Source organism: Rhodococcus sp. SJ-2, assembly GCF_053750035.1.
In genome coordinates this window covers 4477294-4502689 of the sequence record NZ_CM132340.1, presented here as the reverse complement: position 1 = coordinate 4502689, position 25396 = coordinate 4477294, and the positions used below count along the sequence as shown (strand labels likewise).

The window sequence follows — 25396 nt, the reverse complement described above, 5'->3', positions numbered from 1 at the left end:
CACATGGCATCGACATTCACAATGCTGACCCTGTTCACATCACTGACCGTCGCCGCATGCGGCACCACCAACACCACCCCACCCGAGACACCGACCACCACAGAATCGACCTCACCAGACAACTACAGCGTTCCTGAGAGTCGACGTCACTCCACCCTCATCTGGTCTTCCGAACCCGGAATCGATTTGTTCAGTGAGGAAGCCACCCTCGCGCGCGCGGCGATCGAAGCCAATGAGATTGCGCTCGCCAATCCCCTCACAGACAGCTACCCAGGGTTTTCCCGAGCCATCGACCAACAAACGAAAGACCAATACCTGGAATTCCCCCCAATTACCACGCAGCACTTCGGTACCGCCTACTTCCACATCATGCGCATCGAACCCACCGACACCGGTTTCATCGCCCACACCTGCCACCAAACATCGAATGTCGCAGTAAAAAACGCCGACGGCCGGTACAGCCGCTCCGTCACCACCGGCGACTTCAACCTGAAATTCGTCTTCGAACGCACCCCCACCGACACACCACCCACAGCATTACAACCGACCGAACCCACCGCCACCCCACCCACCGACGACACCGGGCAACCACAATGGCAAGCCCCCACCTACGACGTCTTCACCGGCTGGAACATCAACATCGACGGCTCCTCCGGACGCGACCACACCCACGCCTGCAGGCAGTGGGGACACCAATACGCCCCCGACGCCATCGAAAACGACTACTTCGTACTCACCACCGACACACCACCCGACACCCTGCCCGCTTACCCCGGATGGTGAACCTCGGTGCCGTCGCTGCGCTGAGTGAGGTTCCAACCGAACAGCGGACGGTAGCCTCGTCGATCGGTTCAGGCGAGATCTGGACCCGGTATCCCGAGAGTTTCCGGGTATCGTCCCACGGCATTGCGGCGAGATCCCTTGACAGAGCGCAAGTTTCAGGGCTGTCTCGGACTTGGTCGACAACGCCAGTCCGAGCAACACGTCTGCACAGATGGGACGATCGTGGAAGATCGCCCCATCCATCGCTGCGACCCTCACGCTATTCGGTAACCCAGATTTCCTCGGGCAACGGCGACCCGAGCGCATACACCTCGACACCGTGCACGTTGTCGGCCCATACGACGCCGGGGACGGCGCGGTAGTACCAGATGCCCGGGACGAGTTCGGTCAGACGCTCCTGCACCGTGTTGTACGCGGGCTTCCGTTCGTCGACGTCCTCCGAGATGCGGCCGGCATCGAGCGCGGCATCGAGCTCGGGATCGGACACGCCCACGTTGTTGCCGGCCGAGGCGCTGTGGAAGGCCAGCCACAGCGGGGTGTCGGGGTCCTGGATGATGGCCGAGGAAATCAGCATGTCGAAGTCGTGGGATCCGGTCCGGGCCACGGCCTGGGGGTAGTCGACCACGTCGACGTTCACCTCGACGTTCTCGAATGCGCTGAGCTGTGCCTGGAGTGCCTCACCGAGGGTCCTGCTCTCGGTGGTCGGGTACGACAGGAACGAGAACGACACCGGCTTGCCTTCTGCGGCGAGTTCGTCGAACAGATCTTGGGCAGTCTCCGGATCGGTCTCCTTGAGCGGGATGTCGGTGAAGAACGGTGAGCTCTCGGCGAAGAGCGTTTCCGGGACCTCGCCCTGTCCGTTGTAGACAGCGGTGTTGATCGCGTCGAGGTCGACGGCGAGTGTCACGGCGCGACGTGCACGCTCGTCGTCGAACGGCGCGCGCCGGAAGTTCATGCCCATGAACTGACCGCCGCCGGTCGCGACGACTTTAGTGTTCAGACCTGCGTTCTCGAGCTTGTCGATGCTTTCCCAGTTCGTCTCCGACGCGAAATCCGCTGCGCCGGTGGTCATCGCGTTCACGCGCTGGTTGGTGTCGCTGACCGTGCGGATCGTGAGGCTGTCCAGATACGGTTTTGGCGCGTCCCAGTAGTCCGGGTTCTTGGTCAGTTTCACGGAGTCCTGACGTGTCCACGATTCCAGAGTGAACGGTCCTGCACCGATGGGGTTCTCGTCGAATGCGGCCTGCCCCTGTTCGAGGGCGGCGGGGGACGCGATCCAGTTCAGCGAACTCCCCACGACCGCCTGCGCGTAGTGCGGGTTCTCCGATCGCATCGTGACCGTGAGAGTGGTCGGATCCTCGACGCGTGTCTCCTCGATCTGCGCTGCCCACCGTCCCGTAGTGGATCCCAGCGCAGGATCGGTCAGGCGATCCCAGTTGTACTTCACGGCAGCGGCGTCGAGCGGTGTGCCGTCGGTGAAGACGAGGTCGGGTTGAAGCTTCAGGGTGAACGTCTTGCCGCCGTCGAGAGTCGAGAACTCGGTGGCCATCTTGTAGTCGATCTCGAGACTCTCGACATCGTTGACCATCAATGTGCCGTACAGGGCGTTGCCGAGCGTGGGCTGGAATGCCCAGTAGTTGGTCAAGGCTGCGGGGTCGAGCGACCGCGGCTCACCCGTCTGCAGGACTTCGAGGGTGCCTCCCGCGACCGGATCCCCGGATTCGATCGGCGCGCTCGAGTCGTCCGAACCCGAGTCGCCGCACGAGCTCAGGAGGAGGACGGCAGCGAACGCCGCAGCGCCTGCTGACAGTACACGTCTGTGTCGAAACATCATGGCCTCTCACAAGAATGGAATCGTCCCGGACGATGCCCGTGGACGGTCGGAGGTCGAGGTACGGCAACGGATATGGCGTACAGCGATCGACAGCCCGGACAATCGAGACATCTGGGCGTGACGACGATCACAGGAAGTATCACCATTCCCACGCCGACATTCAAGTATTGCCATCCTTGTAATGATTGAAGTAGCGTGCGAACCGAGCGCAACCTCCGTACGTGCCCGGGTGGGCTTGAGGAAGGAATTCGGTTTCTGATGTTTTCGGCAGTAGTGATCGAGAAGGGCGAAACCGGTCAGACGGTGACGCGCACAAGCATTGAAGAATCGGCGCTGCCCGAAGGGGACGTGACCGTCGACGTGGAGTATTCCACACTGAATTTCAAGGATGCGCTGGCCATCACCGGCAAATCTCCTGTGGTGCGGAAATTTCCGATGGTTCCCGGTATCGATGTCGCCGGCGTCGTCTCCGACAGCTCGAACCCGGAGTGGAAGGCGGGCGACCGGGTCGTCCTCAACGGCTGGGGCGTCGGCGAGACCCACTGGGGCGGATTCGCCCAGAAGGCACGACTGAAGGGCGACTGGTTGATCCCCCTGCCCGAGGCATTCACTGCCCGCCAGGCGATGGCGATCGGCACGGCCGGGTACACGGCGAGCCTGTGCGTAGATGCTCTGGTGAACTTCGGCGTGGCCCCCGATCAAGGCGAAATCCTGGTCACCGGCGCAACGGGTGGTGTCGGCAGTGTCGCGATCGCTCTGTTGACGAAGGCCGGGTTCACCGTGGCCGCTGCGACCGGAAAGCCGGCCGAGGCCGAATACCTGCAACAGCTGGGCGCCGACGTCGTCATCGACCGCGCCGAACTCTCCTCGGCCGGAAAGCCCATGCAGAAGGAGCGGTGGGCCGGCGTCATCGATACAGCAGGCAGCCATACTCTTGCCAATGCGTGCGCACAGACCCGCTACGGCGGCGCAGTAGCCGCGTGTGGACTGGCACAGGGCATGGATTTCCCGGCCTCGGTGGCGCCCTTCATCCTTCGCGGGGTATCTCTGCTCGGGATCGACAGCGTGATGGCACCGCGCGAACGGCGTCTCACCGCGTGGGCACGCCTGTCCCGCGATCTCGAGGCGAACACGCTCGACACGATCACCCAGGAGGTGTCGCTGGAGGAGGCGATCACCGCGGCGGACCGGCTCATGGACGGCACGGTGCGCGGCCGCATCGTCGTCGACGTCAATCGATAACAGGAGCACCAGTGACAAAGAAGTCCGAGAACACCAGCCCTGTCGAACTCGACCTGTCCGACGTCGATCATCGAGTCGGAAAACCCATCGGTGGCGGGCAGCTGTGGGATCCGTGCAGCACCTCCGACATCCGCCGGTGGGTGATGGCGATGGACAATCCCAATCCGATCCACTGGGATCATGAGTTTGCTCGCAACTCGCGCTACGGCGGAATCATCGCCCCGCAGTCGATCGCCGTCGCATTGGACTACGGCCACGGCGCCGCACCGGCGTGTGTGGGGCGCATCCCCGAGAGCCATCTCATCTTCGGCGGCGAGGAATGGTGGTTCTACGGCTGCCCGGTCCGCCCGGGCGACAAGCTCTTCCAGGAGCGGCGCTTCCACGACTACAAGGTGGCCGAGACGAAGTTCGCCGGACCCACCATGTTCTCGCGCGGCGATACCGTCCACAAGAATCAGAACGGTGTCCTCGTCGCCAAGGAGCGTTCCACCGCCATCCGGTATCTGTCCGCAGAGGCCACCAAGCGCGGGATGTACGAGAACCAGCTCGGCGAGAAGAAGAAGTGGACGGGCGCCGAGCTGCTCGAGATCGAGAATCTGCGCTACGAATGGCTGCTGACCACGCGGTCCGGAATCTCACCGCGGTTCGACGAGGTCAAGGTCGGCGACACACTGCCGCGACGGGTCCTCGGACCCCACACCATCGCGTCCTTCACCACCGAATACCGCGCGTTCCTCTTCAACATCTGGGGCACGTTCGGGTGGGTGGCACCCGAGGGCATCGAAGATCCGTGGGTCTACCAGGATCCGGGCTGGGTCGAAGGTTTCGGCTTCGACGAAGAAGGCGCCAAGATCGATCCGCGCAAGCGCGACGGCCTCTACGTCGGCCCGTCCCGCGGACACATCGACGAGGACAAGGCCGGCGAAGTCGGCATGGCACGCGCCTACGGATACGGCGCGACGATGGGCGCCTGGTGCACCGACTTCCTTGCGAACTGGGCCGGCCTCGACGGAATGGTACGCCACATCAAATCGGACTTCCGCGGGCCTGCCTTCGAAGGCGATGTCACGTACTTCGACGCCGAGATCGTCGACAAGGAGCCCATGTCGACCTGGGGCGTTCCACTCGTCCAGGTCAAGCTCCGGCTGACGAACCAGGACGGCACCGTCCTCGTGTCCTCCCTTGCCGAGGTCGAGCTGCCGCTGTAGCGGCACCGCACAGACAACAGGAAGTCATCCATGAGTACTGAGACGAAGGCAGAAGCGGTGGACTCTGTTTCGATCGTGTCGGGCCCACCGCTGAGCGACGAACCGGGGCTCGGAGCCCTCACCCTGCCCGGTTTCCTGCGCGAGGTGACCGAACTGTATGACGATCGCGAAGCGCTTGTGATGCACGGCGCCGACGGCGTCACACGATGGACCTACTCCGAACTGTGGGAGCGGGCAATCGACGTCGCGCGGGCACTGCGGGGACTCGGCCTCGCGAAGGACGGACGCGTAGGCGTGCTGATGACGAACCGCCCCGAGTGGATCACGGCGGTCTTCGGCGCCTCCCTTGCGGGGGGTGTCGCAGTCACACTCAGCACCTTCTCGACCCCGTCGGAGCTCGACTACATGCTCGAGACCTCGGGGGTGGAGATCCTGCTGTTCGAGCGCAACGTCCTGAAGACGGACTTCGCCGCAGCCCTGACCGACCTGGAACCGCGGATCGGCACGGCCGGAAGCGATGAGGTCCACTCGACGAAGTTCCCCTTCCTCCGTCACGTCGCCATGGTCGGCAAGAAGGCCGAAGGCGAGTCGATCGAGGCGTGGGACGAGTTCCTCACCCACGGCGAATCACAGCCCCGCGAACTGGTCGAAGCGTCCGCCGCGTCAGTACAGCCCAGCGACGTGGCCGTGCTGTTCTTCTCCTCCGGTTCGACCAGCAAGCCGAAGGGCATTCTGAGCGCGCATCGCGGAGTGTCCATTCAGATGTGGCGATTCCGGCGCATGTACGGATTCTCGCCCGAGCTGAACATTCGGTGCTGGACGGCGAACGGTTACTTCTGGTCGGGGAATTTCGCGATGGCCCTCGGCAATACCCTCGCCAGTGGTGGGTCACTCGTCCTGCAACCGACCTTCGATCCGGGCGAAGCCCTCGAGCTCATCGAGAGAGAACGGGTGAACTTCCCCTTCGCCTGGCCGCACCAGTGGGCGCAGCTCGTCGGTGCCCCGAACTGGGGCAAGGCGGATCTGAGTAGCCTTCGCTACGTCGACTACAACACCCCGGTAGCACGTCATCCCACGGTGACCGACGAGTGGTACGAGCCGGGTCACGCGTACGGCAATACCGAAACCTTCACGATCAGTACGTGCTACCCCGCCAATACCCCGTCCGATGTGATCGCGGGCAGCAGCGGAAAGCCGTTGCCCGGGGTGACGATCCGGATCGTCGATGCCTTGACCGGCGCTGTCGTTCCCCGAGGAGAGCGAGGCGAGATCTGCGTCAAGGGACCGACGTTGATGCTCGGGTACGTCGGCACTCCCCTCAGTGAGACGGTCGACGACCACGGGTTCTTCCACACCGGCGACGGCGGCTACGTCGACGACACCGGGCGACTCTACTGGGAAGGACGCCTCACCGACATCATCAAGACCGGCGGCGCGAACGTGTCTCCCCTCGAGGTCGACGAAGCGCTCATCGCGTGCCCCGGAGTCAAGGTGGCACGCACGGTCGGTGTCCCCCACGACACGCTCGGGGAGGTCGTCGTCTCGTGCATTGTGGCGCACGCTGGAGCCGACCTCGATGTCGACAGGGTCCGTGGATATCTACGCGAGCGGCTTGCCAGCTACAAGGTTCCGCGGGAGGTGCTGTTCTTCGACAACGAGGAGATCAGCCTCACCGGCACCGCGAAGATCAAGTCGAGCGACATCAAGGAGCTCGCCATCAAGCGTCTCCGGAAATAACCGACCGCCACCAAAGCGAGAGGTCCTGCACACGCTTCGAGTGTGTGCAGGACCTCTCGCTTCGCCTTCGGCCTCAGGAGGCGGGTCGATAGCGCTGCGCGAGGTACGCCCGGTGCAGCGCAGGTGAACCGAACAACGAGCGGTTCAGCGTCGCGCGCTTGAGATACACGTGGAGGCCGCTCTCCCACGTGTAGCCCATTCCACCGTGCAACTGCATGGCCTTACCGGAAACCTCGACGGCCGCCGCACAGCTGTAGGCTTTGGCCATCGCGGCCGCAGTCGTCGTTTCCGGGTCTCCGGACACCAGGCTGCGCACTGCGGCGTCGACCAGTGTTCGGGCCACCGTCACCTGGACGAGCATGTCGGCGCAGGCGTGCTTGACCGCCTGGAACGAGCCGATCTTGCGTCCGAACTGCTCGCGTATCCCGGCGTAGGAAACGGTAGCGTCGAGCATCGCCTCGCTCGAACCGAGACTGTCACAGGCCACGGCCACAAGGGCACGGTCGTGCAATCGTCGCAGCGCCTCCGGGGGATCATCGTGGAATCGCCACACCGATTCCGGCGGGATCGTCACGCCCTCGGCGAGTACGGTCCCGAAACTGCGTGTCGCGTCCACGACCGGCTGTCCGGTCACCACGAGTCCGAGCGCCCGCGGATCGACATCGACGACGACGATCGTGCCATCGGGTTCTTGCGCCGGTACGAGTAGCCGGTCTGCGTCGGGAGCGTCGAGCACGAACGCCGCCGCGCCCCGGAGTATCGCTCCCTGCGGCACCACCTCCACTTGGAACTGGGTCCGGCCTGCAGATTCACCGCCGAGGACGAATACCGGAACAGCGCTTCCCGAGACGGTGTCGCGGAGAAGGCGGTCACGATCATGTCCAGCTTCGAGACGCTCGAGTGCTGCCACCGCGAGCGACGCGACGGACGGATAGGGTCCGCGTGCGGCGGCGCGGCCGATCTCCCGGAGGATCACGGCTACCTCGGCGAAAGTGGCGTCGGCACCGTCGAATTCGCCCGGAACTTCGAGGCCGAGCCATCCGGACGTGCTGATCGACGCCCAGTCGACCGGCGCGTCGTGGCCTGATCGTGACAAAAGATCTCGCGCGACGGATCGTAGTTCGTCGTGGAACTCGGACAGGTCTGGGAGTGAGTCGGTCATCGCTGTCCTGTCGGCTCGCGGGGCAGACCGAGGCCACGTTCCCCGATGATGGTGCGTTGGATTTCGCTGGTTCCGCCCGGGATCGTCCACTCCCACGAGCCGATGAAATCGAGCATCCATGCCCCTGATTCCCACCCGCTGGACTGAGGTTTTCGTAGATCGGTGTGCGCGGCGAGACCCGCGATCTCTGTGCCGAAATCGGTCATGCGCTGGAGCAACTCGCTGTAGTAGAGCTTGACGATCGATGCGTCGGCCGGCCCTGGCCGGTCGGCGGCTACGAAATCCGACACCAATGCGCGCAGCCCCGTGAGTTCGATCTCGAGTGTGGCGAGCCTGTCTGCGACGCGGGTGTCGCCGAGTGGGACCGTCCCGTCGGGGCCCGGCCGGGTGCACAGGTCGACGAGCAGGCGGAACCCGCCGTGACTCAGTCGTTCGGTGAGTTCGAGCATGGTCATGCCGCGCTCGGCTCCGAGTGTTTCCTGCGCGACCCGCCATCCTTCGTTCTCGGGTCCGACAAGGTTCGTCGCAGGAATGGCGACATCGTTGAGGAATATTTCGCAGAAGTGCGATTCGCCGGTCGCTTGCTTGATCGGACGTACCTCGACTCCGGGGGTACGCATGTCCATCAGGAAGTACGAGATGCCCTTGCGTTTCGGGGCGTCGGGATCGGTGCGGGCCAGCAGCAGGCACCGATCGGCGTACAACGCGCCGCTGGCCCACAGTTTCTGGCCGTTGACGATGTAGACGTCGCCGTCCTTGCGGGCGCTGGTCGCGAGTGCCGCCATGTCGGATCCCGCGCCGGGCTCGGAGAAGCCTTGGCACCAGATCTCGCCGTCGAGGATCGCAGGGAGATGGCGGTTCCGTTGTTCGTCGGTGCCGGCGGCGAGAAGCGTCGATGCGGCATGGTGGATCGAGACGAAGGGCAGAACCAGTCGGGGTGCGTCGTGGGCTGCCAGTTCCTGGTACAGCACGACCTGTTCCGCGACGGACATGCCGCCTCCCCATTCCCCCGGCCAGTGCGGCACGGCAAAGCCCGCTCCGCGCAGTTCCTGGAACCAGGCTTTCTGAAATCGGACGAATTCGTCGTCGGAGACATCGGTTTGGGCCCGACGCCAGTCTGCGGGGATATGGTCGCGGCACCAGCCGCGGACCGAGGTCCGGAAGTCCTCGAGTGTAGACGCTCCCACGCTTGTCGTCCCGGCACTCATCGCGCTTCTTCCTTCTCCCTCGGCCTAGACTTCCTCACCGCACTCTCCTGGTTGACTGCATTCTCCCGGAGAGCGAGCAATCGGTCCCGATGCTCTGCGGACTGCATGGTTGCTATCTCCGCCGCGAAACCGGCCTGCAGCGGACCGGCGAGCGCTTGGGACAGATACATATTGACCACACGTTTGGTACTGCGCAACGCATGTGCGGGTTGCGCCGCGAGGCGTTCGGCGAGGCGTCGCGCCTCGGACAACAGGTCTTCGGGTGCGGTGACGCGCGAAGCCAGGCCGAGTTCGACAGCCGTCGTCGCCGGGATCCTGTCGCCGGTGTAGAGGTACTCCCGCGAGCGCAGGATGGGGGTGAGCAGCGGCCAGAAGGCCGCGCCCCCGTCACCCGCGACGAGCCCTACTGCGACATGCGGATCGGCCAAGTACGCCTTGTCCGACATGAGGACCACGTCGGAGAGCACCGCGACGCTACAGCCGAGACCCACCGCGGGTCCGTTCACGGCCGCGATCACGGGCAGCGGGAAGCGGAGCATCTCGTCGATGATCTCGGCGCCTTCCCGGACGCTCTCATCGCGCGCGACGGGATCGTCGAGGAACGAGACGATCCAGTCGAGGTCGCCACCGGCGCTGAAGGCACGGCCGGCCCCGGTGAGGATCACCACGGCAGCGTCGGTGTCGGCGGCGAGCTGACGCCACACGTGCGCAAGCGCCCAGTGCAGGTCCTTGTCGACGGCGTTGAGCTCCTCGGGCCGGTTGATCGTCACGATGCGGACAGCGCCTTCGGATTCGACGGTGAGTGCGTCCGGGAGTTCGTACTTCACAGCATCGCCTTCTCGGGAGCCGTCGCCTGCTCGGGAGTTTCGGAGAACAGGCCGGTGAGCCCCCGCCGATCGATCCGCTTGGCCAGTGCGTCGACGGTTCCGGACGGGCCCCACGGGATTCGTCGCAACGGAATGCTGTATCGCGAGATCCAGGACACCGTGGTTTCGTCGCAGAATCCGCTCGCTCCGTGCAGTTGGTGCGCGACCCGGAACACGATCTGTGCCGCTTCGACGGCGGCCAAGCGGAGCGCGAGGGCGTCGTCGAGTGCCTCGTCGTTGCCCGCCTGGATGCTCCACAGCGTGTACTTGGCGAGCACGTCGAGTCCGGTTCGTTCCACCTCCGCCTCCGTGAGCTGGAACTGGACGCCCTGCAGTGTCGCGAGGGGCGCCCCGAATTGTTCGCGCAGGAGTACGTGCGAACGGGTCAGATCCATTGCCCGATCGAGCATTCCGAGGAGAGTCCAGCACGGAAGTGTCAACGCGAGGGCCAGGTCCTTCGCGCCGTCGTCGTCGATCGGCCGGAGGTCGAGCTGGGAGGTGAACGCCGACATGCGTGGCGGAGTGCTCGGTGTACGGGCGTCCACGAGGCTGCGCCGACCGTCGACACTCACCGCGGCCCACCGCAGATCGAGGCACGCGATGGGCGCTTTCGGGTCGGCATCGTCCACTACGACCAGGCCGTCGACATCGAGGTCGGCGGGTCGTGCGAGCCTTTCTGCCACAGGGTAGGGCACCGCCCAGAATCCCACGCTGCGGCACAGCGCTGCCGCCGCTTCGAGTTCGTCCGCATCCCCGCGGGGATCGAGTTCCCAGGCTCCGAGTTCACCGAGTATCGGCTCGACGGTGGTTTTGCGGTGATCGGGATCGCTTTCGATCAGCTGGGCGAGATCGTCGCCCCCCGCGGCTTCCAGAGCACGGAGCGCTTCGCGCCCGTACTCGGTTGCTTCTTTGCTCAGTTCAGTGTTCATGATGCCGCCAGGAGGGATCGGGCCAAGAGAATCCGCTGCATCTCGATGCTGCCGGAGGCCACCGTGGCTGCCTGTGAGTAGCGCCAGTGATCTTCGACCGCGCGGCGGAACCACGTGGCGGTGTCGGTGTCGAATTCGCCGGTGCCGAACTCGTCGGTGTCGGCGCTCGGTGGTGTGGCGTACGCGGCGATCTCGGTGAGGACCTCGGCGCTGTCCTGATCGAGGGTGGTCACCGCGATCCGGTATGCCGCGGCGTCGCCGGGCCGGACGGCGCCTCCGCTCTGCATCGATACCACCCGGTACGCCAGCAACCGTGCGCGACGGCAGTGCGTGAGCATTCGTGCCCAGCGCGCCTTCAGTTCGCCCGGCAGGTCGTCCCATCTCGCACCGAGGACCGACGGTGCGGCCTGCAACAGACGTTCGCAGCGGGCGTATCGGGCGATGCCGACACGCTCGTACGCGAGCACTTCCTGCACGACCGTCCACCCCTCGTCGACGGTACCGAGCACATCGGCGTCGGTGACGCGGAGGTCGTCGAAGAAGACTTCGTTGAGATGGTGCGGGCCCAGCATGGCCCGGATCGGGCGGACCTCGATGGCCGGGTCGGACATCGGGACGAGAAAGACGGTGAGCCCCTGCTGCTTCCGGCCGTCGGTGGAGGTACGGGCCAGCAGGAAGCACCATTGCGCCATCGTGGCGTAGGACGTCCAGATCTTCTGCCCGGAGATTATCCAGCCGTCGCCATCTCGCCGAGCGGCGGTACGCAACGACGCGAGATCGGAGCCGGCTTCCGGTTCACTGAATCCCTGACACCAGATCACCTCGCCACGTGCGATGGGCGGAAGATGAAGGTCCTGCTGCTCGGCCGTGCCGTGACGCATGATCGTGGGACCCACCCAGTTGACACCCATGTACTGCGCTCCCCGGGGCTCGTGGTGGGCCCACATTTCCTCTCGCACCACGGTTTGTTCCCAGATCGATGCACCGCGTCCACCGAATTCCTCGGGCCACGTCATACACAGCAATCCACTGTCGGCGAGGAGGCGGCAGAATGCTTGCGCCGCATCGAGATCACTCGGGTCGTCGGTGAATGCTCCGAGGAAATGTGGGGGGACGTGCTCGTGCACCAGCCGGCGCAACTCGCTCCGGAGTTCCGGTGCGGCGCCACCCATCGTGAAGTCCATACCCGGACATTACGTCAATCCTAACAAGGATAGCAATGCTTGCCATTTTTAAACCTCGCAATACTTGGAGGAAAAGGCACCCTGTCGCTAGACTGCACCCATGCGTGAACGGCGAGATTCTTGACGACCCCGCGACGTGGTCGAGTGCCACAGCGCCGTATCGCCGAAACCGTTGCCGACGAATTGCGCGACCACATTCTCTCCGATGATGACTACCGTCTGCCGACACAGGACCAACTGGTCAAGGACTTCGGCGTCAGCTATCCCTCGGTACGAGAAGCCCTCCGCATTCTGGAAACCGAAGGTCTCGTCACTGTACGCCGCGGCAACGTTGGCGGCGCCGACGTACATCGCCCCGACGAATTCTCCGCCGCATACCACCTCGGACTCTCGCTGCAAGCCGGCCGGGTCACACTCGAGGATCTCGCCGCCGGTCTACAACTGCTCGAGCCGATGTGCGTCACCGAGTGCGCGAAACGCCCGGACCGCATGGAGGTCGTCGTACCTGCCCTCAACGCATCCATCGACACCTCCGCCGAACTCGTCGGCGACGGAGTCGCATTCACGCAGGCCGCCCGGGAGTTCCACGATCTGATCGTCTCGTTCACACCGAACGCCACGATTCGCTACGCGGTGCGCAGTTATGTCGCCCTGTGGTCTGCACAGGAGGAAGCCTGGGCCGAGGCCCTCACCCGCCGCGGCGAGTACCCGTCCGAAGGCAAGGCCGAAGACGCAGTCCACGCACACCGCCGCATCGTCAAGGAAATCGCGGACGGGCGTGTGGCCGAAGCCGAACGACTGGCCCGCTCCCACCTCGCGGCCACTCAGGCACTCGTACTCGACCGCTTCGGCGACACCACTGTCAACGCGTCAGCCGCGATGACGCGCAACACATTTCCCGCGCGCCAGCGCCCACGTAACTGATTCCGAATCAACTGCCGCCGAGACACCCCCGGACGACGACTCAGCAGAACGGCCCCGGCCCGGTTTTCATGACCGAGCCCGGGCCGTTCTGCTGTAGACCGCCTCTTGCCCGCTCCATCCCGCGGGCGCACACTCACGAGAACGTGATTCTCTTCACATCCGGCCAGCGTAGCTCAATCATTGCAAGGATAACAATACTTGTAGCGCTGGACAGTTCGTGATTAACTGCCACACACCACCCGGGAGTGGCTTGCATCACTAAATTCTCATGAGAACCGGACATGGACCCGCAAACCGGAGTCACTCCCTCTCGAACACTGCGGAACGACGTTCTCGCTGAGTACGGATCGGCGTTCTCACACAGGAGGAGTCCTATCTTGACGCAAGGGTCGCGCTACACAGGTCCCACGACACACCTCGCCGAAGGGTGGAGTCTCACACGACTCACTTCTCCGAGCCGCCTGTTCGGCGCAAACGGCATCCGTGCCGGCGCAGACGGTCGTATCTACGTCGCACAGGTGGCAGGAAGCCAGATCAGCGCGTTCGACCCCGACACCGGCGTCGTGGAGACCATCAGCCCCAAGGGCAGCGACATCGTCGCCCCCGACGACCTGGCCTTCCATCCCGACGGCGAGCTCTACATCACCGAGTACTACGACGGGCGAGTCAGCGTACGGGGCAATGATGGAGGCACTCGCCTCCTGCGCGACGACCTTCCCGGCGTCAACGGCATCACCTTCCACCAGGGCCGGCTCTTCGTCGACGAATGCCGCCCCGACGGACGTCTCATGGAAATCGATCTCAACGGCGGGGCACCGAAAGTGCTCGTCGAGGGTCTCCAATTGCCCAACGCCCTCGAGGTCGGCCCGGACGGCAAGCTGTACTATCCGGCGCTCGGCACCAACGACATCTGGCGCATCGATCCCGACGGCGGCGAACCCGAGCGCGTCGCCGGTGATCTCGGTGTTCCGGTCGCATTGAAGTTCGACTCCGAGGGCTACATCATCTCCCCGCAGGTGGGCTCCGGACAGGTACTCCGAATCGACCCGCGCACCGGCGACAGCACCGTGCTGGCCGACATCGGCTCGGGCCTCGACAATCTCACCTTCATCGGCGACCGCCTGTTCGTGTCGAGCTTCACCGGCCAGATCACCGAGGTTCTCGGCGGCGGCGAGACGAAGACCGCGCTCGCAGACGGTCTCACCTGGCCCCTCGATCTCACCGTGGGAACGGACGGCACGCTCTACGTCGCCGACGGCACTTTTCTGCTCGCACTCGAGCCGAGCGGCGAACTTCGCACCGTCGCAATGCTCTTCTATCCCGGATGGCCCGGGTACATCCGCGGCGTGACCTCCGTCGGCGACGGTGAATTCATCGTCGCGGGCGATACCACGGTCTCGCGGTACCGACCTGCCGCCGCCGAGAGCGAACTGCTCTTCGGCGGACTCGAACAGGCCTACGGCGTGGCAGTGTCCGCCACCGGAACCGTCGCAGTGGCCGACATCGGCACGGGCAAGATCCATTCAGTCGCATCCGGGCGGTCGGAGGTGCTGGCGTCGGGTCTGCAGGACCCGACAGGGCTTGCATTCACCTCGGACGGCACCCTTCTCGCCTCCGAAGCCGGAGCGGGACGGATCATCGCGGTGACGAGCGCCGGCATCGACACCCTCGTCGACGGGCTCGAGCGGCCACAGGGAATCCTGGTACGCGCCGGAAAGCTCTACATCGTCGACGCCGACGCCAAGACGCTCATCAGTGTGGATCTGGAGACCAAGGCCCAGCAGGTCATCGCACGACATCTGCCCGTCGGCGCACCCGAAGGGGTCACCCCGAAGCCGCTGAAGGGCCTCATTCCGTTTGCCGGTCCGCAGGGACCCTTCGCTGGGATCGCCGCGGGCCCCGACGGCACCCTCTACATCTCCGCAGACGCCGAAGGCAGCGTCCTCGCGATCCGAGAAGGGAGGTGAACATCCGATGAGCACCAATTTCCTCGATCTCACCGGACGTATCGTCATCGTCTCGGGCGCTGCAGGCGGCGGCATCGGTACCTCGGTGACCAGGATGGTCGCGCAGGCCGGAGCCACCGTCGTCGCCGTGAGCCGCTCCGAGGAGAACCTCAACAAGCACATCGAACCACTTGTTACCGAGGGACTTTCGGTTGTTCCCGTCGCAGCCGACGCATCGACCGACGACGGTATCGCCGTAGTTCTCGACACCGTCCGCCGAACCGACGGCAGCCTGTACGGGCTCGTGAACGTCGCCGGCGGTGCAGCACCTGCCACCTGGATGCCGGCCACCCGCGTGACGAGGGAGGACTGGCGCACACTGATGACGCAGAACCTCGAAACGATGTTCTTCATGAGCCAGGCGGTGGCGGCTGAGCTGAAGGCGAACTCGCTGCCGGGCTCGATCGTGTCGATCTCGTCGATCAGCGGCATGAACACCGCGCCGTTCCACATCGCGTACGGAACCGCGAAGGCGGCCCTCGTCGCAGCGACCCGCACCATGGCCGTCGAGCTGGCCACCGACAATATCCGGGTCAACGCCATCGCACCCGGCGTCACCGCGACACCCGCTTCCGGCGCCTACGTCGACCCCGACCCCGACCGCGATCGGCAGGCCATCGCGATGGGCCGACGAGGTACTCCGCAGGAACAGGCCGGCGCGATTCTCTTCCTGCTCTCCGATCTGTCCGCATACATCACGGGTCAGACGGTGCTCGTCGACGGCGGCCTGAACCTCAAATGGACCCACATGGGCCCGGATCACACGTCTCTCTTCCTCAAGGACGAGACCTTCCGCGCCGCCATCACTCGCTGAATCAGCCCGGTTTCACGAGGAGGAATCATGACCGACACCGTCGACAACATCAAAGACACCCCGTCCGAGGCAGCACCGTTCTCCGAACCGATGACAATCGGCGTGGAGGCGTACCTCTCGCACGAGTACGCCAGAGCCGAAGGCGACAAGCTGTGGGCCAAGATATGGCAACAGGTCGGCCGCGTCGAGGAAATTCCGCGCGTCGGTGATTTCCTCACCTACGAAATCTGCGATGACTCGATCATCGTGGTCCGCAGCGCAGACGACACGATCAGCGCCTACCACAACGTGTGTTCACACCGCGGGCGCAGTCTCGTCGATGTTCCGTCCGGCGCGCACGACGCGCGAGGGCAAGCGCGCCAGTTCGTCTGCGGATTCCACGGCTGGCGGTACGACCTCGACGGCAACAACACATTCGCTCCCGAAGAACAGGACTGGCGAGGGTGCCTGTCCGCACAGAAACGTGGCCTGAAGGACGTCCGAGTCGACACGTGGGGCGGTTGGATCTGGATCAACATGGATCCCGACTGTGAGCCGCTGCGCGACTACCTGGAACCGGCCGCGTCGCTGCTCGACCCGTTCCAGCTCGAGAACATGCGGTACCGGTGGCGCAAGTGGCTCGTGTTCGACTGCAATTGGAAGGTCGCGCTCGAAGCGTTCATGGAGACCTACCACGTCCCGTACACCCACCCCGAGTTCATGAACTTCGGAGCGTTCCTCGGCTGGGCCCGAAATCAGGGAAAGCACAGCAACATCGGATACGACGCCCCGAAGGGCATGGACGAGAACCAGGCCAAACTCCGTGTCGGATCCGGACCCGACGCCCGAGTCTCGACAATGCAACTGCAGAACTTCACCTGGGAGAACGCCAACACCAACACGACGAATACCCTGGTGCAGGCAGCGCGTCGCCTCGTCGACGAACTCCCCGAGGGCACTCCCCCCGATCAGGTGATGCGGCACTGGCTCGAGTCGGCGAGACGCGATGACGAAGCCCGCGGAGTCACATGGCCCACCATCGCGCCCGAGGACGTCGCGAAAGCCGGCACCGCCTGGCAGATCTTCCCGAACTTCCAGATCGGGCACGCCCCCAACAACATGCTGTGCTACCGCGTGCGACCGTACGGCTCTGACCCCGACAAGTGCATCTTCGAAGCTGCTGTCTTCGAACTGTTCCCACCCGGTGAGGAACCCGAGACGGAGTGGGAGTACACCCCGCAGGACGACCCCGACTGGCGCACCGTGCTACCGCAGGACTTCGACAACATGGCCGCCGTGCAGAAGGGCATGAAGTCGCGAGGCTTCTCCGGTCCGGTCCCCAATCCGTACCGCGAACGCAGCGTCGTCAGCCTCCACCACAATCTGGCCACCTACATGGGGACCGGGGCTCCGCGCGACCTCGCGTGAACCCGGCCCCCCTTAGCCGAGGACACTCACATGCAGAACTGCGCGCCTACGCAGACGCCCGACGTCGACCAGGAAGCCTTACGGCAGAAATACCTTCTCGAGCGAGACAAGCGTCTTCGCTCCGACGGCCAGCAGCAGTACATCGAGACCGGCCACGGGTCCGATGATTTCTACGCGGCGGATCCGCATCTCCCAGTGACGCCTCGTGAACCCCTCACCGACGAGATCGACGTGGTGATCCTCGGGGGCGGATTCTGCGGTCTCATTGCCGCACACCGACTCCAGCAAGCAGGTGTCACCGACTTCCGAATCGTCGAATTGGGCGGCGACTTCGGGGGCGTGTGGTACTGGAATCGGTACCCGGGAATCCAGATCGACTCGGACGCCTACTGCTATCTTCCGCTTCTCGAAGAGACGGGATACATGCCGAAGGAGAAATTCTCCAAAGGCGACGAGTGCTTCGAGCATGCTCAGCGCATCGGTGAACAGTTCGGGTTCTACGATCATGCGCTCTTCCACACCCTGATCGAGTCACTCGAGTGGGACGAGGAGATCGACCGCTGGCGCATCGGCACGAACCGCGGCGACGAACTCCGCGCCCGGTTCATCATCATGGCCCAAGGCCCCTACAACAAGCCGAAACTCCCCGGCATACCCGGTATCTCGGATTTCAAGGGACACACCTTCCACACCGCCCGCTGGGACTACGACTACACCGGCGGCGATCTCCACGGCAGCCTGGACAAGATCGGCGACAAGCGGATTGCCATCATCGGAACAGGTTCGACAGCGGTCCAGGCGATCCCCCACCTGGCACGCGGCGCCCAGCACCTGACGGTCTTCCAGCGCACACCCTCGTACATCTTCGAACGCGCCAACTATCCGACCGATCCCGAATGGGTGAAGTCCCTCGAACCCGGGTGGCGCGACGCGCGGCAGCGCAACTTCCACAATGCGGCTTTCGCGTTCTACAGCCCGGGCGAACCGGACCTCATCTGCGACGGCTGGACCGAGGTGTCCCGAAACCTCGCCGCGAAGCTCAACGAGACGAACGGCTGGGCCGCCCTCGCCGACCCCGAGAAGTTCTTGGAGCTCAAGGAGATCGAAGACTACCGGGCGATGGAACGGCTGCGCCAGCGGGTCGAATCGATCGTCGAAGACCCCGAGACGGCAGAAAAACTCAAACCGTATTACCGCAACATGTGCAAGCGGCCGGTGTTCAACGACGAGTACCTGCCCACGTTCAACCGGCCCAACGTCACGCTCGTCGACGTATCCGACACGCAAGGCGTCGAACGCATCACCGAGAAGGGCATCATCGTGGGGGGTGTCGAGCACGAGTTCGACTGCATCATCTTCGCGAGCGGTTTCGAGATCACCACCTCCCTCGAGCGCCAGTTCGACATCAAGCCGTTCGCCGGCCACGACGGTGTCTCCCTCTACGACCACTGGGGCAAGGGCTTCCGCACGCTGCACGGCATCATGGCGCACGGCTTCCCCAACCATTTCGCCACGGGATTCGTACAGGGCGGCGTGACCGCGGCCACCACCTTGATGTTCGAGCAGCAGGCCGATCACATCTCCTACATCGTGAAAGAAGCGCTGACCCGCGGAGCCACGCGCGTCGAACCCACGGCCGAAGCCGAAGAGTCCTGGATCCAGACCATCCGCGACAACACGGTCGACAACAGCCGATTCGTCTCGGAATGCACCCCCGGCTACTACAACAGCGAGGGCGAACCGAACGGCCGATCCTTCCTGGGGGAGCCCTACTGGGGCGGTTTCTACGAACTGAGCGACCTGCTCCAGGCGTGGCGCGACACGGGCGAACTGGAAGGGCTGGTGCTCGAGAAGTGACATACCGATTCGACGACCGCGTCGCCGTCGTCACCGGCGCCGGACGAGGGCTGGGACGCGACTACGCACTGCTGCTCGCATCGCTCGGGGCGAAGGTCGTGGTCAACGACTCCGGGGCCGCGATCAACGGAGAAAACCTCGACGCCGGTCCGGCCGAGAATGTGGTCCGGGAGATCCGGGCCGCCGGCGGCGAGGCGGTTGCGTGCGTCGAATCCGTCGCGACCGCCGAGGGCGGCCGGGCAATCATCGCGACTGCCCTCGACAGCTACGGCCGCATCGACATCCTCATCCACAATGCGGGCAACAATCGCTACGCGTCGTTGTCGGAGATGTCGTACGAGGATTTCGACGCGGTACTCGACGTCCACCTGCGAGGCGCATTCCACGTCGTCCGCCCGGCATTTCCGCTGATGTGTGAAGCCGGGTACGGCCGGATCGTGCTGACCTCGTCGATCGGGGGTATCTACGGCAACGCGAACGTCGCCAACTACGCGGCGTCGAAGGCCGGGATGATCGGGCTGTCCAATGTAGCCGCGATCGAAGGGGCAAATCACGGGGTCCGGTCCAATGTGATCGTTCCCGCCGCGCTGACCAGACTGGCCGAAGGACTCGACACCTCTGCTTACCCACCCATGGGTCCGGAACTCGCGGCGCCGGTCGTCGGATGGCTCGCGCACGAATCATGCTCGGTCACCGGCGAAATGTTCGCTGCCATCGCCGGCCGGGTCGCGAAGGTCTACATCGCCGAGACCCCGGGCGTGTATCGCCCGTCCTGGTCGATCGACGAGGTCGCCGACAACATCGATGTCATCCGCGATCCGAGCGACCCGTGGATTCTGCCCGCAGTGTCGGGCCACGTCGACCACATAACGAAAAGCTTTGCGCTAGCCATGGAGGGCACTGGACATGTCGGTTAAGGTCTACGAACGAATTCTGGATCTCTTCGAAGCCGAGGGAATCAACACACTCTTCGGCATTCCGGATCCGAACTTCGTTCATCTGTTCCGCCTCGCGGAGGAACGCGGCTGGACTGTGGTGGCTCCTCACCACGAGGAGTCCGCCGGATTCATGGCGGAGGCCGTCTCCCGCATGACCGGCAAAGCGGCGGTGTGCATCGGTACGCTCGGCCCCGGTCTCGCGAATCTGTCCGGCGCGATCATGTGCGCCAAGGTCGAGAACTCGCCGGTGATCTTCCTCGGTGGCCAGCGCGCCCGCATCACCGAGCAGCGTGTTCGGCGTGGCCGGATCCAGTTCGTGCAGCAGATGGCGCTCGTCGAGAATTCCGTGAAGTACCACGCGAGCATCGAGTATCCCGAGCAGACCGACGAGATCATCCGTGAGGGCCTGCGGAAGGCACTGTCCGGTACTCCCGGGCCGGTCTACATCGAGTACCCGCAGAACGTCATCCTCGAGGAGATCGACGCTCCCCCCGTTCTCCCGCCCGAGAAGTACCGCCTCGTGGGCCAGACCGCCGGAGCCGATCTGGTCGCCAAGGCAGCCGAATTGATCGGGGCCGCAAGACAACCTGTCCTCCTCATCGGCCACGGCGTGCACACCTCCCGAGCGGGCGCGTCCGTCAAGGAGCTTGCCGACCTCATGGCATGCCCGGTCATCCAGACATCCGGCGGCACGTCCTTCATCGAAGGCCTCGAGGATCGCACCTTCCCATACGGTTTCTCGGCAGCATCCATCGATGCCGTCGTCAACTCCGACCTGTGCCTCGCCATCGGCACCGAACTCGGCGAGCCCGTCCACTTCGGACGAGGTCGGCACTGGGTCGCGAACGAAGCAAACCGCAACTGGATCCTCATCGAGCAGGATCCGACGTCCATCGGCGTCAACCGCCCGATCGATGTTCCGCTGGTCGGTGATCTGCGGGCGATCGTCCCGCAGCTCGTCGACGCGCTGAAGGATTCTCCGCGTACCGCGACCCCCGAACTCGAGGGCTGGATCAAACAGGAGGCCGAACAGCTCGCCGAACTCGCCGAGGCCGCACCGTCCGGGATGTCGCCTGTGCATCCGGCTCGCCTGATCGTCGAGGCCACGAAGGCGTTTCCCGCAGACGGCATCATGGTCCGCGACGGTGGCGCGACGACGATCTTCGGCTGGACGTACTCGCAGGCGAAGCCGCACGACGTGATGTGGAACCAGAACTTCGGGCACCTCGGGACCGGTCTCCCCTACGCTGTCGGCGCCGGTGTCGCTGCCGGCGGTAAGCGCCCGATGATGCTGATCACCGGCGACTCGTCGTTCCAGTTCCACATCGCCGAATTGGAGACGGCCGCGCGGGTGGGTCTTCCCCTCGTCTGTGTCGTCGGTGTCGACTACGCCTGGGGCCTCGAAGTCGGTGTCTACAAGCGCACCTTCGGTCACGACTCGCTCGAGACAGGTGTCCATTGGAGCAAGGAAACCCGCCTCGACAAGGTTGCGGAAGGCTTCGGCTGCTACGGCGAGTACGTCGAGCGCGACGAGGACATCGCACCTGCCATCAAACGCGCATATGCGAGCGGTAGGCCGGGTGTCATCCACGTCGCCGTCGATCCCAAGGCGAACTCGGAAGAAATGCCGAGCTACGACGAATTCCGCACCTGGTACGCCGAAGGCCAACAGTGATACAGCACGCCGAAGGCCGGCAGTGATACAGCACGCCGAAGGCCGACAGTGACATTCGTACAGGACCAGACGAGAGAACCGGGTAGCCATGCGTGAGTATGTGAAGTTCTACATCGACGGACAGTGGACCGATCCGGCCCAATCCAGCACCTTCGAGGTCATCAATCCGGCGACCGAAGAGGTCGCGGGTACGGTGTCTCTCGGGTCGTCGGCAGACGTCGACAAGGCCGTCGCCGCCGCGCGACGCGCCTTCCCTGCGTGGTCGGCGACGAGCCGCGAGGAGCGACTCGCACTGCTCGAGAAGATCCTCGACGTGTACCAGCGCCGGATGGGCGACATCGCTGCCGCACTGACCGAGGAAATGGGCGCACCCGCCGCACTGGCGAGCGGCTTCCAGGTCAATCTCGGCCTCGGGCATCTCACCACCGCGATCGAGGTGCTCCGGAACTTCGTTTTCGAGGAGCAGCGCGGCGGTAGCCTCGTCGTCAAGGAACCCATCGGGGTGTGCGGTCTGATCACACCGTGGAACTGGCCGATCAGCCTCATCTCGGTGAAGGTGTTCCCCGCCCTTGCCACCGGCTGCACGATGGTGCTCAAACCGTCGGAGCAGTCACCCTTCAACGGCCAGATCTTCGCCGAGATTCTCGACGAGGCCGGCGTTCCCGCAGGTGTCTTCAACCTCGTCCAGGGCGACGGCCCCGGTGTCGGTCGTGCTCTCTCCGGGCATCCGGATGTCGACATGGTGTCGTTCACCGGGTCGACGCGCGCGGGCATCGACGTCGCGGCCAATGCCGCTGCCGGGGTCAAGCGAGTCACTCAGGAGCTGGGCGGAAAAGGCCCGAACATCATCCTCGACGACGCCGACCTCGCTGAGAACGTCGGCAAGGGTGTCGCAACGATGATGATGAACTCGGGCCAGACCTGCAGTGCTCCTTCGCGAATGCTGGTCCCTGGGGAACGCATGGAGGAAGCCATCGCCGCAGCACGCGAGGCGGCATCGCAGGTGACCGTGGGCGACCCGGCCGGGGATGCCGCGATGGGTCCCGTCGTGTCGAAAGCCCAGTTCGAGAAGGTTCAGGGTCTGATCCAGAAGGGCATCGACGAGGGGGCGAACCTCGTGACCGGTGGTGTCGGGCGACCCGAGGACCTGACTGCCGGCTACTTCGTGCAGCCCACCGTTTTCGCCGATGTCAAGAACGACATGACGATCGCCCGCGAGGAGATCTTCGGCCCGGTCCTCACGATTCTCGGCTACGACAGCATCGACCACGCTATCGAGATCGCCAACGACACCGACTACGGACTGGCCGGATTCGTAGCGGGTGCGGATCTCGAGCAGGCCCGCAATGTAGCGCGACGGATCCGCGCCGGAAACATTGCGATCAATGACGCGTTCGACTTCGAGGCACCCTTCGGGGGCTACAAGAAGAGCGGAAACGGGCGTGAGTGGGGCGAGTTCGGTTTCGACGACTACCTCGAGATCAAGGGCATTCTCGGTTACTCGTCCGAGGACGGCAGCTAGGCATGGGTACCGCCGCCGACATGGGGGTTCTCCTCGCGCATCACGAGATCCGAGCATGCATCGTACGCCTCGCGCGGGGGGAGGACCGCCGCGACGGTAAGGCGGTCAGTTCTTCGTTCTGGCCCGACGCCGTCGTGGATTTCGGGATCTTCGCCGGCACCTTCGACGACTACCTCGCGTGGGTCGTTCCGGGCTCCCCCGCCGTACTGGTCACCCAGCACTTGCTCGGCCAGACACACATCGAACTGCACGGCAACACCGCCCTGGCCGAAACCCATGTCACCGCGTACCACCGCGTCGACTTGGGAACCGAAGAGCGCGACACGGTGCTCGGCGGGCGCTACCTCGACCGGTTGGCAGCGCGCGACGGACAGTGGCGGATCGCGGAGCGCACCATGCTCTACGACTGGTCTCGCGACGAAGGGGTGTCCGTGGATTGGTCGCAGGGCCTCATGGGCACCCCGTTCAGCGGTGACCACTTCCCAGGTAAGGCCACCGGTGATCACAGCGAGACCTTCTTCGGCGCGGGCCCCCTCGCCACACACAAGTAATCGACTGGACGCAGGAGGAAGTTCGGATGGGTGCGCTCTCGGGCAAAGTTGCTGTCGTCACCGGCGCGAGCCGCGGAATCGGCAAGGGCATCGCGCTGGCACTCGCGGGGCACGGCGCCACGGTCTACGTCACCGGACGCACGGTGACGCCCGGCTCGCACCCACTCCCCGGCACCGTCGGCGACACCGCCTCGGAGTGCGATCGTCGCGGAGGCAACGGTGTTGCGGTCCAGGTCGATCACGCGAACGACGAACAGGTGGCCGCGCTCTTCGAGCGCATCGAACTCGAGCAGGGCCGCCTCGACATCCTGGTCAACAACGCATTCTCCCTCCCCGACGACCTGACCGATCCCGAGCCGTTCTGGGAGAAGCCGCTGTCGAATTGGGAGATGGTGGATGTCGGTGTGCGATCGAACTTCGTGGCGGCGCGGCACGCTGCCATGATCATGGCGCCGCAGAAGTCGGGACTCATCGTGGCCGTCTCCGGGTACACCGGCGTGGCGTACACCTACGGCGTCCTCTTCGGGATGGCCAAGTCCGCGGTGGATCGAATGGCACGCGACATGGCCGTCGAGTTGCAACCGTACGACGTCGCATCCGTGTCGATCTGGCAGGGCCTGACCTTCACGGAGCGCGCCGAGCGGAACCTGGCGGTCATCCCCGGACTCACGGAGGGCGCTGCCACCCGCCCCGAGAACGGCTGCTCACCGGAGTTCGCCGGTCGCGTCATCGCCGCTCTCGCACAGGATCCCGCAATCATGAACCGCTCGGGCGGCACCTTCATCACCGCCGAGCTGGCGGAGGAGTACGGCGTCACAGATATCGACGGCCGCGAGATCCCCTCACTTCGATCGACCCGCGGCGAACCGATCTGGTCTCCGATCGCGGGAGCGGAAAGTTCAAGGCTCGGTGTCGGGCCGGCCCCCTCCCCTTCCTCCTCACTGCAACGGAGCACATCATGAGCACGCCGGTGGCATCTCTCTCGTCCGACAGGGTCGCCAAGCTCGAGGCCCTTCTGGATCGCCAGGAGATCCTCGATACGCTGACCCGCTTCAGCCGGGCAATGGACCGATTCGATCGCGACCTGTTCCTCTCCGCCTTCCACACCGACGCGACGATCGCGGCAGGTAGTTTCGTCGGTGGCCCTGTCGACCTCTACGACTGGTCCACCGCGATGCACGCGCAGGGGCAGAAGGCCACACACCACAATCTGCTGAACCACACCTGCGACCTCGACGGCGATACCGCCCATACCGAAACGTATTACCTGTTCGCAGCCCGGAACGTCGACGACAGCAACTGGATTGCGGGCGGACGGTACATCGACCGCCTCGAACGCCGCGACGGCGAGTGGCGGATAGCCCTTCGCACCAACATCATCGAATGGTCGGGGATGGTTCCCTCGATGGACATTCCCTTCGCGGATGTCCCCGACGTCTTCGCCAACGGTGCACCCTCCCGCACCACGACAGATCCGTCCTACACCCGCCCACTCACCAACGTCCGACAGCCGAACGTCCCGAGTTGACGCGGGCCCCTCGAGGAGAGA

Annotated in this window: 21 protein-coding genes; 15 read left to right on the top strand and 6 right to left on the bottom strand. The window is 64.6% G+C overall.

Features of this window, described 5'->3' with window-relative positions; translation table 11 throughout:
• The first annotated feature begins 3 nt into the window (after positions 1–3).
• Complete coding sequence (locus ACSYG9_RS21115; RefSeq protein ID WP_454839812.1) at positions 4–783, top strand: hypothetical protein; 780 nt, start codon at positions 4–6, stop codon at positions 781–783.
• 259 nt (positions 784–1042) lie between these two features.
• Here the strand turns inward: ACSYG9_RS21115 and ACSYG9_RS21110 are convergent, their stop codons facing one another.
• On the bottom strand, positions 1043–2617 hold the full coding sequence (locus ACSYG9_RS21110; RefSeq protein ID WP_454839811.1) for an ABC transporter substrate-binding protein: 1575 nt from the start codon (positions 2615–2617) through the stop codon (positions 1043–1045).
• A 258-nt stretch (positions 2618–2875) separates the two neighbouring features.
• Here ACSYG9_RS21110 and acuI point away from each other — a divergent pair, with 258 nt between their 5' ends.
• Genes acuI through ACSYG9_RS21095 form a run of 3 tightly spaced genes read left to right on the top strand, consistent with a single transcriptional unit; the run spans position 2876 to position 6804 of the window.
• A complete protein-coding gene (gene acuI / locus ACSYG9_RS21105; RefSeq protein WP_440124331.1) occupies positions 2876–3859 on the top strand; it encodes an acrylyl-CoA reductase (NADPH) in 984 nt (327 codons plus the stop codon).
• 11 nt (positions 3860–3870) lie between these two features.
• Positions 3871–5067 (top strand): FAS1-like dehydratase domain-containing protein, encoded by a 1197-nt coding sequence (locus tag ACSYG9_RS21100; protein WP_440124330.1) that lies wholly within the window; start codon positions 3871–3873, stop codon positions 5065–5067.
• A 30-nt stretch (positions 5068–5097) separates the two neighbouring features.
• On the top strand, positions 5098–6804 hold the full coding sequence (locus tag ACSYG9_RS21095; protein ID WP_454839810.1) for a class I adenylate-forming enzyme family protein: 1707 nt from the start codon (positions 5098–5100) through the stop codon (positions 6802–6804).
• A gap of 73 nt (positions 6805–6877) precedes the next feature.
• On the opposite strand, the gene ACSYG9_RS21090 is transcribed toward ACSYG9_RS21095, so the two are convergent.
• The 5 genes from ACSYG9_RS21090 to ACSYG9_RS21070 are packed head-to-tail and all read right to left on the bottom strand — an operon-like array spanning position 6878 to position 12153.
• A complete protein-coding gene (locus ACSYG9_RS21090; protein WP_454839808.1) occupies positions 6878–7966 on the bottom strand; it encodes an acyl-CoA dehydrogenase family protein in 1089 nt (362 codons plus the stop codon).
• Positions 7963–9153, bottom strand: coding sequence for an acyl-CoA dehydrogenase family protein (locus ACSYG9_RS21085; RefSeq protein ID WP_454839806.1), 1191 nt, complete (start codon positions 9151–9153; stop codon positions 7963–7965). Before ACSYG9_RS21085 ends, ACSYG9_RS21090 begins: the two co-directional genes overlap by 4 nt.
• A 17-nt stretch (positions 9154–9170) precedes the next feature.
• The gene (locus tag ACSYG9_RS21080; RefSeq protein ID WP_440124326.1) at positions 9171–10001 is read right to left on the bottom strand and encodes an enoyl-CoA hydratase-related protein; all 831 of its coding nucleotides are present in this window, start codon (positions 9999–10001) and stop codon (positions 9171–9173) included.
• Positions 9998–10969, bottom strand: a complete 972-nt coding sequence (locus tag ACSYG9_RS21075; protein ID WP_440124325.1) for an acyl-CoA dehydrogenase family protein — start codon at positions 10967–10969, stop codon at positions 9998–10000. The genes ACSYG9_RS21080 and ACSYG9_RS21075 overlap by 4 nt, the downstream gene beginning before the upstream one ends.
• Positions 10966–12153, bottom strand: a complete 1188-nt coding sequence (locus ACSYG9_RS21070; protein ID WP_440124324.1) for an acyl-CoA dehydrogenase family protein — start codon at positions 12151–12153, stop codon at positions 10966–10968. Before ACSYG9_RS21070 ends, ACSYG9_RS21075 begins: the two co-directional genes overlap by 4 nt.
• 144 nt (positions 12154–12297) lie before the next feature.
• On the opposite strand from ACSYG9_RS21070, the gene ACSYG9_RS21065 reads away from it, so the two are divergent.
• The 11 genes from ACSYG9_RS21065 to ACSYG9_RS21015 all read left to right on the top strand — a co-directional run bounded on the left by ACSYG9_RS21065 (position 12298) and on the right by ACSYG9_RS21015 (position 25375).
• Positions 12298–13077 carry a GntR family transcriptional regulator gene (locus tag ACSYG9_RS21065; RefSeq protein ID WP_440124323.1) on the top strand — a complete coding sequence of 260 codons (780 nt, stop codon included), beginning with the start codon at positions 12298–12300 and terminating at the stop codon, positions 13075–13077.
• Positions 13078–13454: 377 nt separating this feature from the next.
• The gene (locus ACSYG9_RS21060; RefSeq protein ID WP_440124322.1) at positions 13455–15044 is read left to right on the top strand and encodes an SMP-30/gluconolactonase/LRE family protein; all 1590 of its coding nucleotides are present in this window, start codon (positions 13455–13457) and stop codon (positions 15042–15044) included.
• Between the two features lie 7 nt (positions 15045–15051).
• A complete protein-coding gene (locus ACSYG9_RS21055; RefSeq protein WP_440124321.1) occupies positions 15052–15897 on the top strand; it encodes an SDR family oxidoreductase in 846 nt (281 codons plus the stop codon).
• Positions 15898–15924: 27 nt separating this feature from the next.
• On the top strand, positions 15925–17304 hold the full coding sequence (locus ACSYG9_RS21050; protein ID WP_440124320.1) for an SRPBCC family protein: 1380 nt from the start codon (positions 15925–15927) through the stop codon (positions 17302–17304).
• A gap of 30 nt (positions 17305–17334) precedes the next feature.
• Positions 17335–19161 carry an NAD(P)-binding domain-containing protein gene (locus ACSYG9_RS21045; RefSeq protein WP_440124319.1) on the top strand — a complete coding sequence of 609 codons (1827 nt, stop codon included), beginning with the start codon at positions 17335–17337 and terminating at the stop codon, positions 19159–19161.
• A complete protein-coding gene (locus ACSYG9_RS21040; RefSeq protein WP_454839803.1) occupies positions 19158–20078 on the top strand; it encodes an SDR family NAD(P)-dependent oxidoreductase in 921 nt (306 codons plus the stop codon). Before ACSYG9_RS21045 ends, ACSYG9_RS21040 begins: the two co-directional genes overlap by 4 nt.
• Positions 20068–21774 (top strand): thiamine pyrophosphate-binding protein, encoded by a 1707-nt coding sequence (locus tag ACSYG9_RS21035; protein ID WP_454839801.1) that lies wholly within the window; start codon positions 20068–20070, stop codon positions 21772–21774. Before ACSYG9_RS21040 ends, ACSYG9_RS21035 begins: the two co-directional genes overlap by 11 nt.
• 88 nt (positions 21775–21862) lie before the next feature.
• Positions 21863–23296: an aldehyde dehydrogenase family protein gene (locus ACSYG9_RS21030; protein WP_454839799.1), complete on the top strand. Its 1434-nt coding sequence runs from the start codon at positions 21863–21865 to the stop codon at positions 23294–23296.
• Between the two features lie 2 nt (positions 23297–23298).
• Entirely contained in the window at positions 23299–23847 is a 549-nt protein-coding gene (locus ACSYG9_RS21025) for a nuclear transport factor 2 family protein (protein WP_440124315.1), read from the top strand.
• Between the two features lie 26 nt (positions 23848–23873).
• Positions 23874–24809 (top strand): SDR family NAD(P)-dependent oxidoreductase, encoded by a 936-nt coding sequence (locus tag ACSYG9_RS21020; protein WP_440124314.1) that lies wholly within the window; start codon positions 23874–23876, stop codon positions 24807–24809.
• Positions 24806–25375 carry a nuclear transport factor 2 family protein gene (locus ACSYG9_RS21015; RefSeq protein WP_454839796.1) on the top strand — a complete coding sequence of 190 codons (570 nt, stop codon included), beginning with the start codon at positions 24806–24808 and terminating at the stop codon, positions 25373–25375. Before ACSYG9_RS21020 ends, ACSYG9_RS21015 begins: the two co-directional genes overlap by 4 nt.
• Positions 25376–25396 lie beyond the last annotated feature (21 nt).

Coding starts and splice junctions, on each gene's coding strand:
- ACSYG9_RS21115 (WP_454839812.1), top strand. CDS start 4: ATGGCATCGACATTCACAATGCTGACCCTGTTCACATCACTGACCGTC.
- ACSYG9_RS21025 (WP_440124315.1), top strand. CDS start 23,299: ATGGGTACCGCCGCCGACATGGGGGTTCTCCTCGCGCATCACGAGATC.
- ACSYG9_RS21030 (WP_454839799.1), top strand. CDS start 21,863: ATGCGTGAGTATGTGAAGTTCTACATCGACGGACAGTGGACCGATCCG.
- ACSYG9_RS21110 (WP_454839811.1), bottom strand. CDS start 2,617: ATGATGTTTCGACACAGACGTGTACTGTCAGCAGGCGCTGCGGCGTTC.
- ACSYG9_RS21095 (WP_454839810.1), top strand. CDS start 5,098: ATGAGTACTGAGACGAAGGCAGAAGCGGTGGACTCTGTTTCGATCGTG.
- ACSYG9_RS21035 (WP_454839801.1), top strand. CDS start 20,068: ATGTCGGTTAAGGTCTACGAACGAATTCTGGATCTCTTCGAAGCCGAG.
- ACSYG9_RS21055 (WP_440124321.1), top strand. CDS start 15,052: ATGAGCACCAATTTCCTCGATCTCACCGGACGTATCGTCATCGTCTCG.
- ACSYG9_RS21075 (WP_440124325.1), bottom strand. CDS start 10,969: ATGAACACTGAACTGAGCAAAGAAGCAACCGAGTACGGGCGCGAAGCG.
- ACSYG9_RS21070 (WP_440124324.1), bottom strand. CDS start 12,153: ATGGACTTCACGATGGGTGGCGCCGCACCGGAACTCCGGAGCGAGTTG.
- acuI (WP_440124331.1), top strand. CDS start 2,876: ATGTTTTCGGCAGTAGTGATCGAGAAGGGCGAAACCGGTCAGACGGTG.
- ACSYG9_RS21015 (WP_454839796.1), top strand. CDS start 24,806: ATGAGCACGCCGGTGGCATCTCTCTCGTCCGACAGGGTCGCCAAGCTC.
- ACSYG9_RS21050 (WP_440124320.1), top strand. CDS start 15,925: ATGACCGACACCGTCGACAACATCAAAGACACCCCGTCCGAGGCAGCA.
- ACSYG9_RS21020 (WP_440124314.1), top strand. CDS start 23,874: ATGGGTGCGCTCTCGGGCAAAGTTGCTGTCGTCACCGGCGCGAGCCGC.
- ACSYG9_RS21090 (WP_454839808.1), bottom strand. CDS start 7,966: ATGACCGACTCACTCCCAGACCTGTCCGAGTTCCACGACGAACTACGA.
- ACSYG9_RS21045 (WP_440124319.1), top strand. CDS start 17,335: ATGCAGAACTGCGCGCCTACGCAGACGCCCGACGTCGACCAGGAAGCC.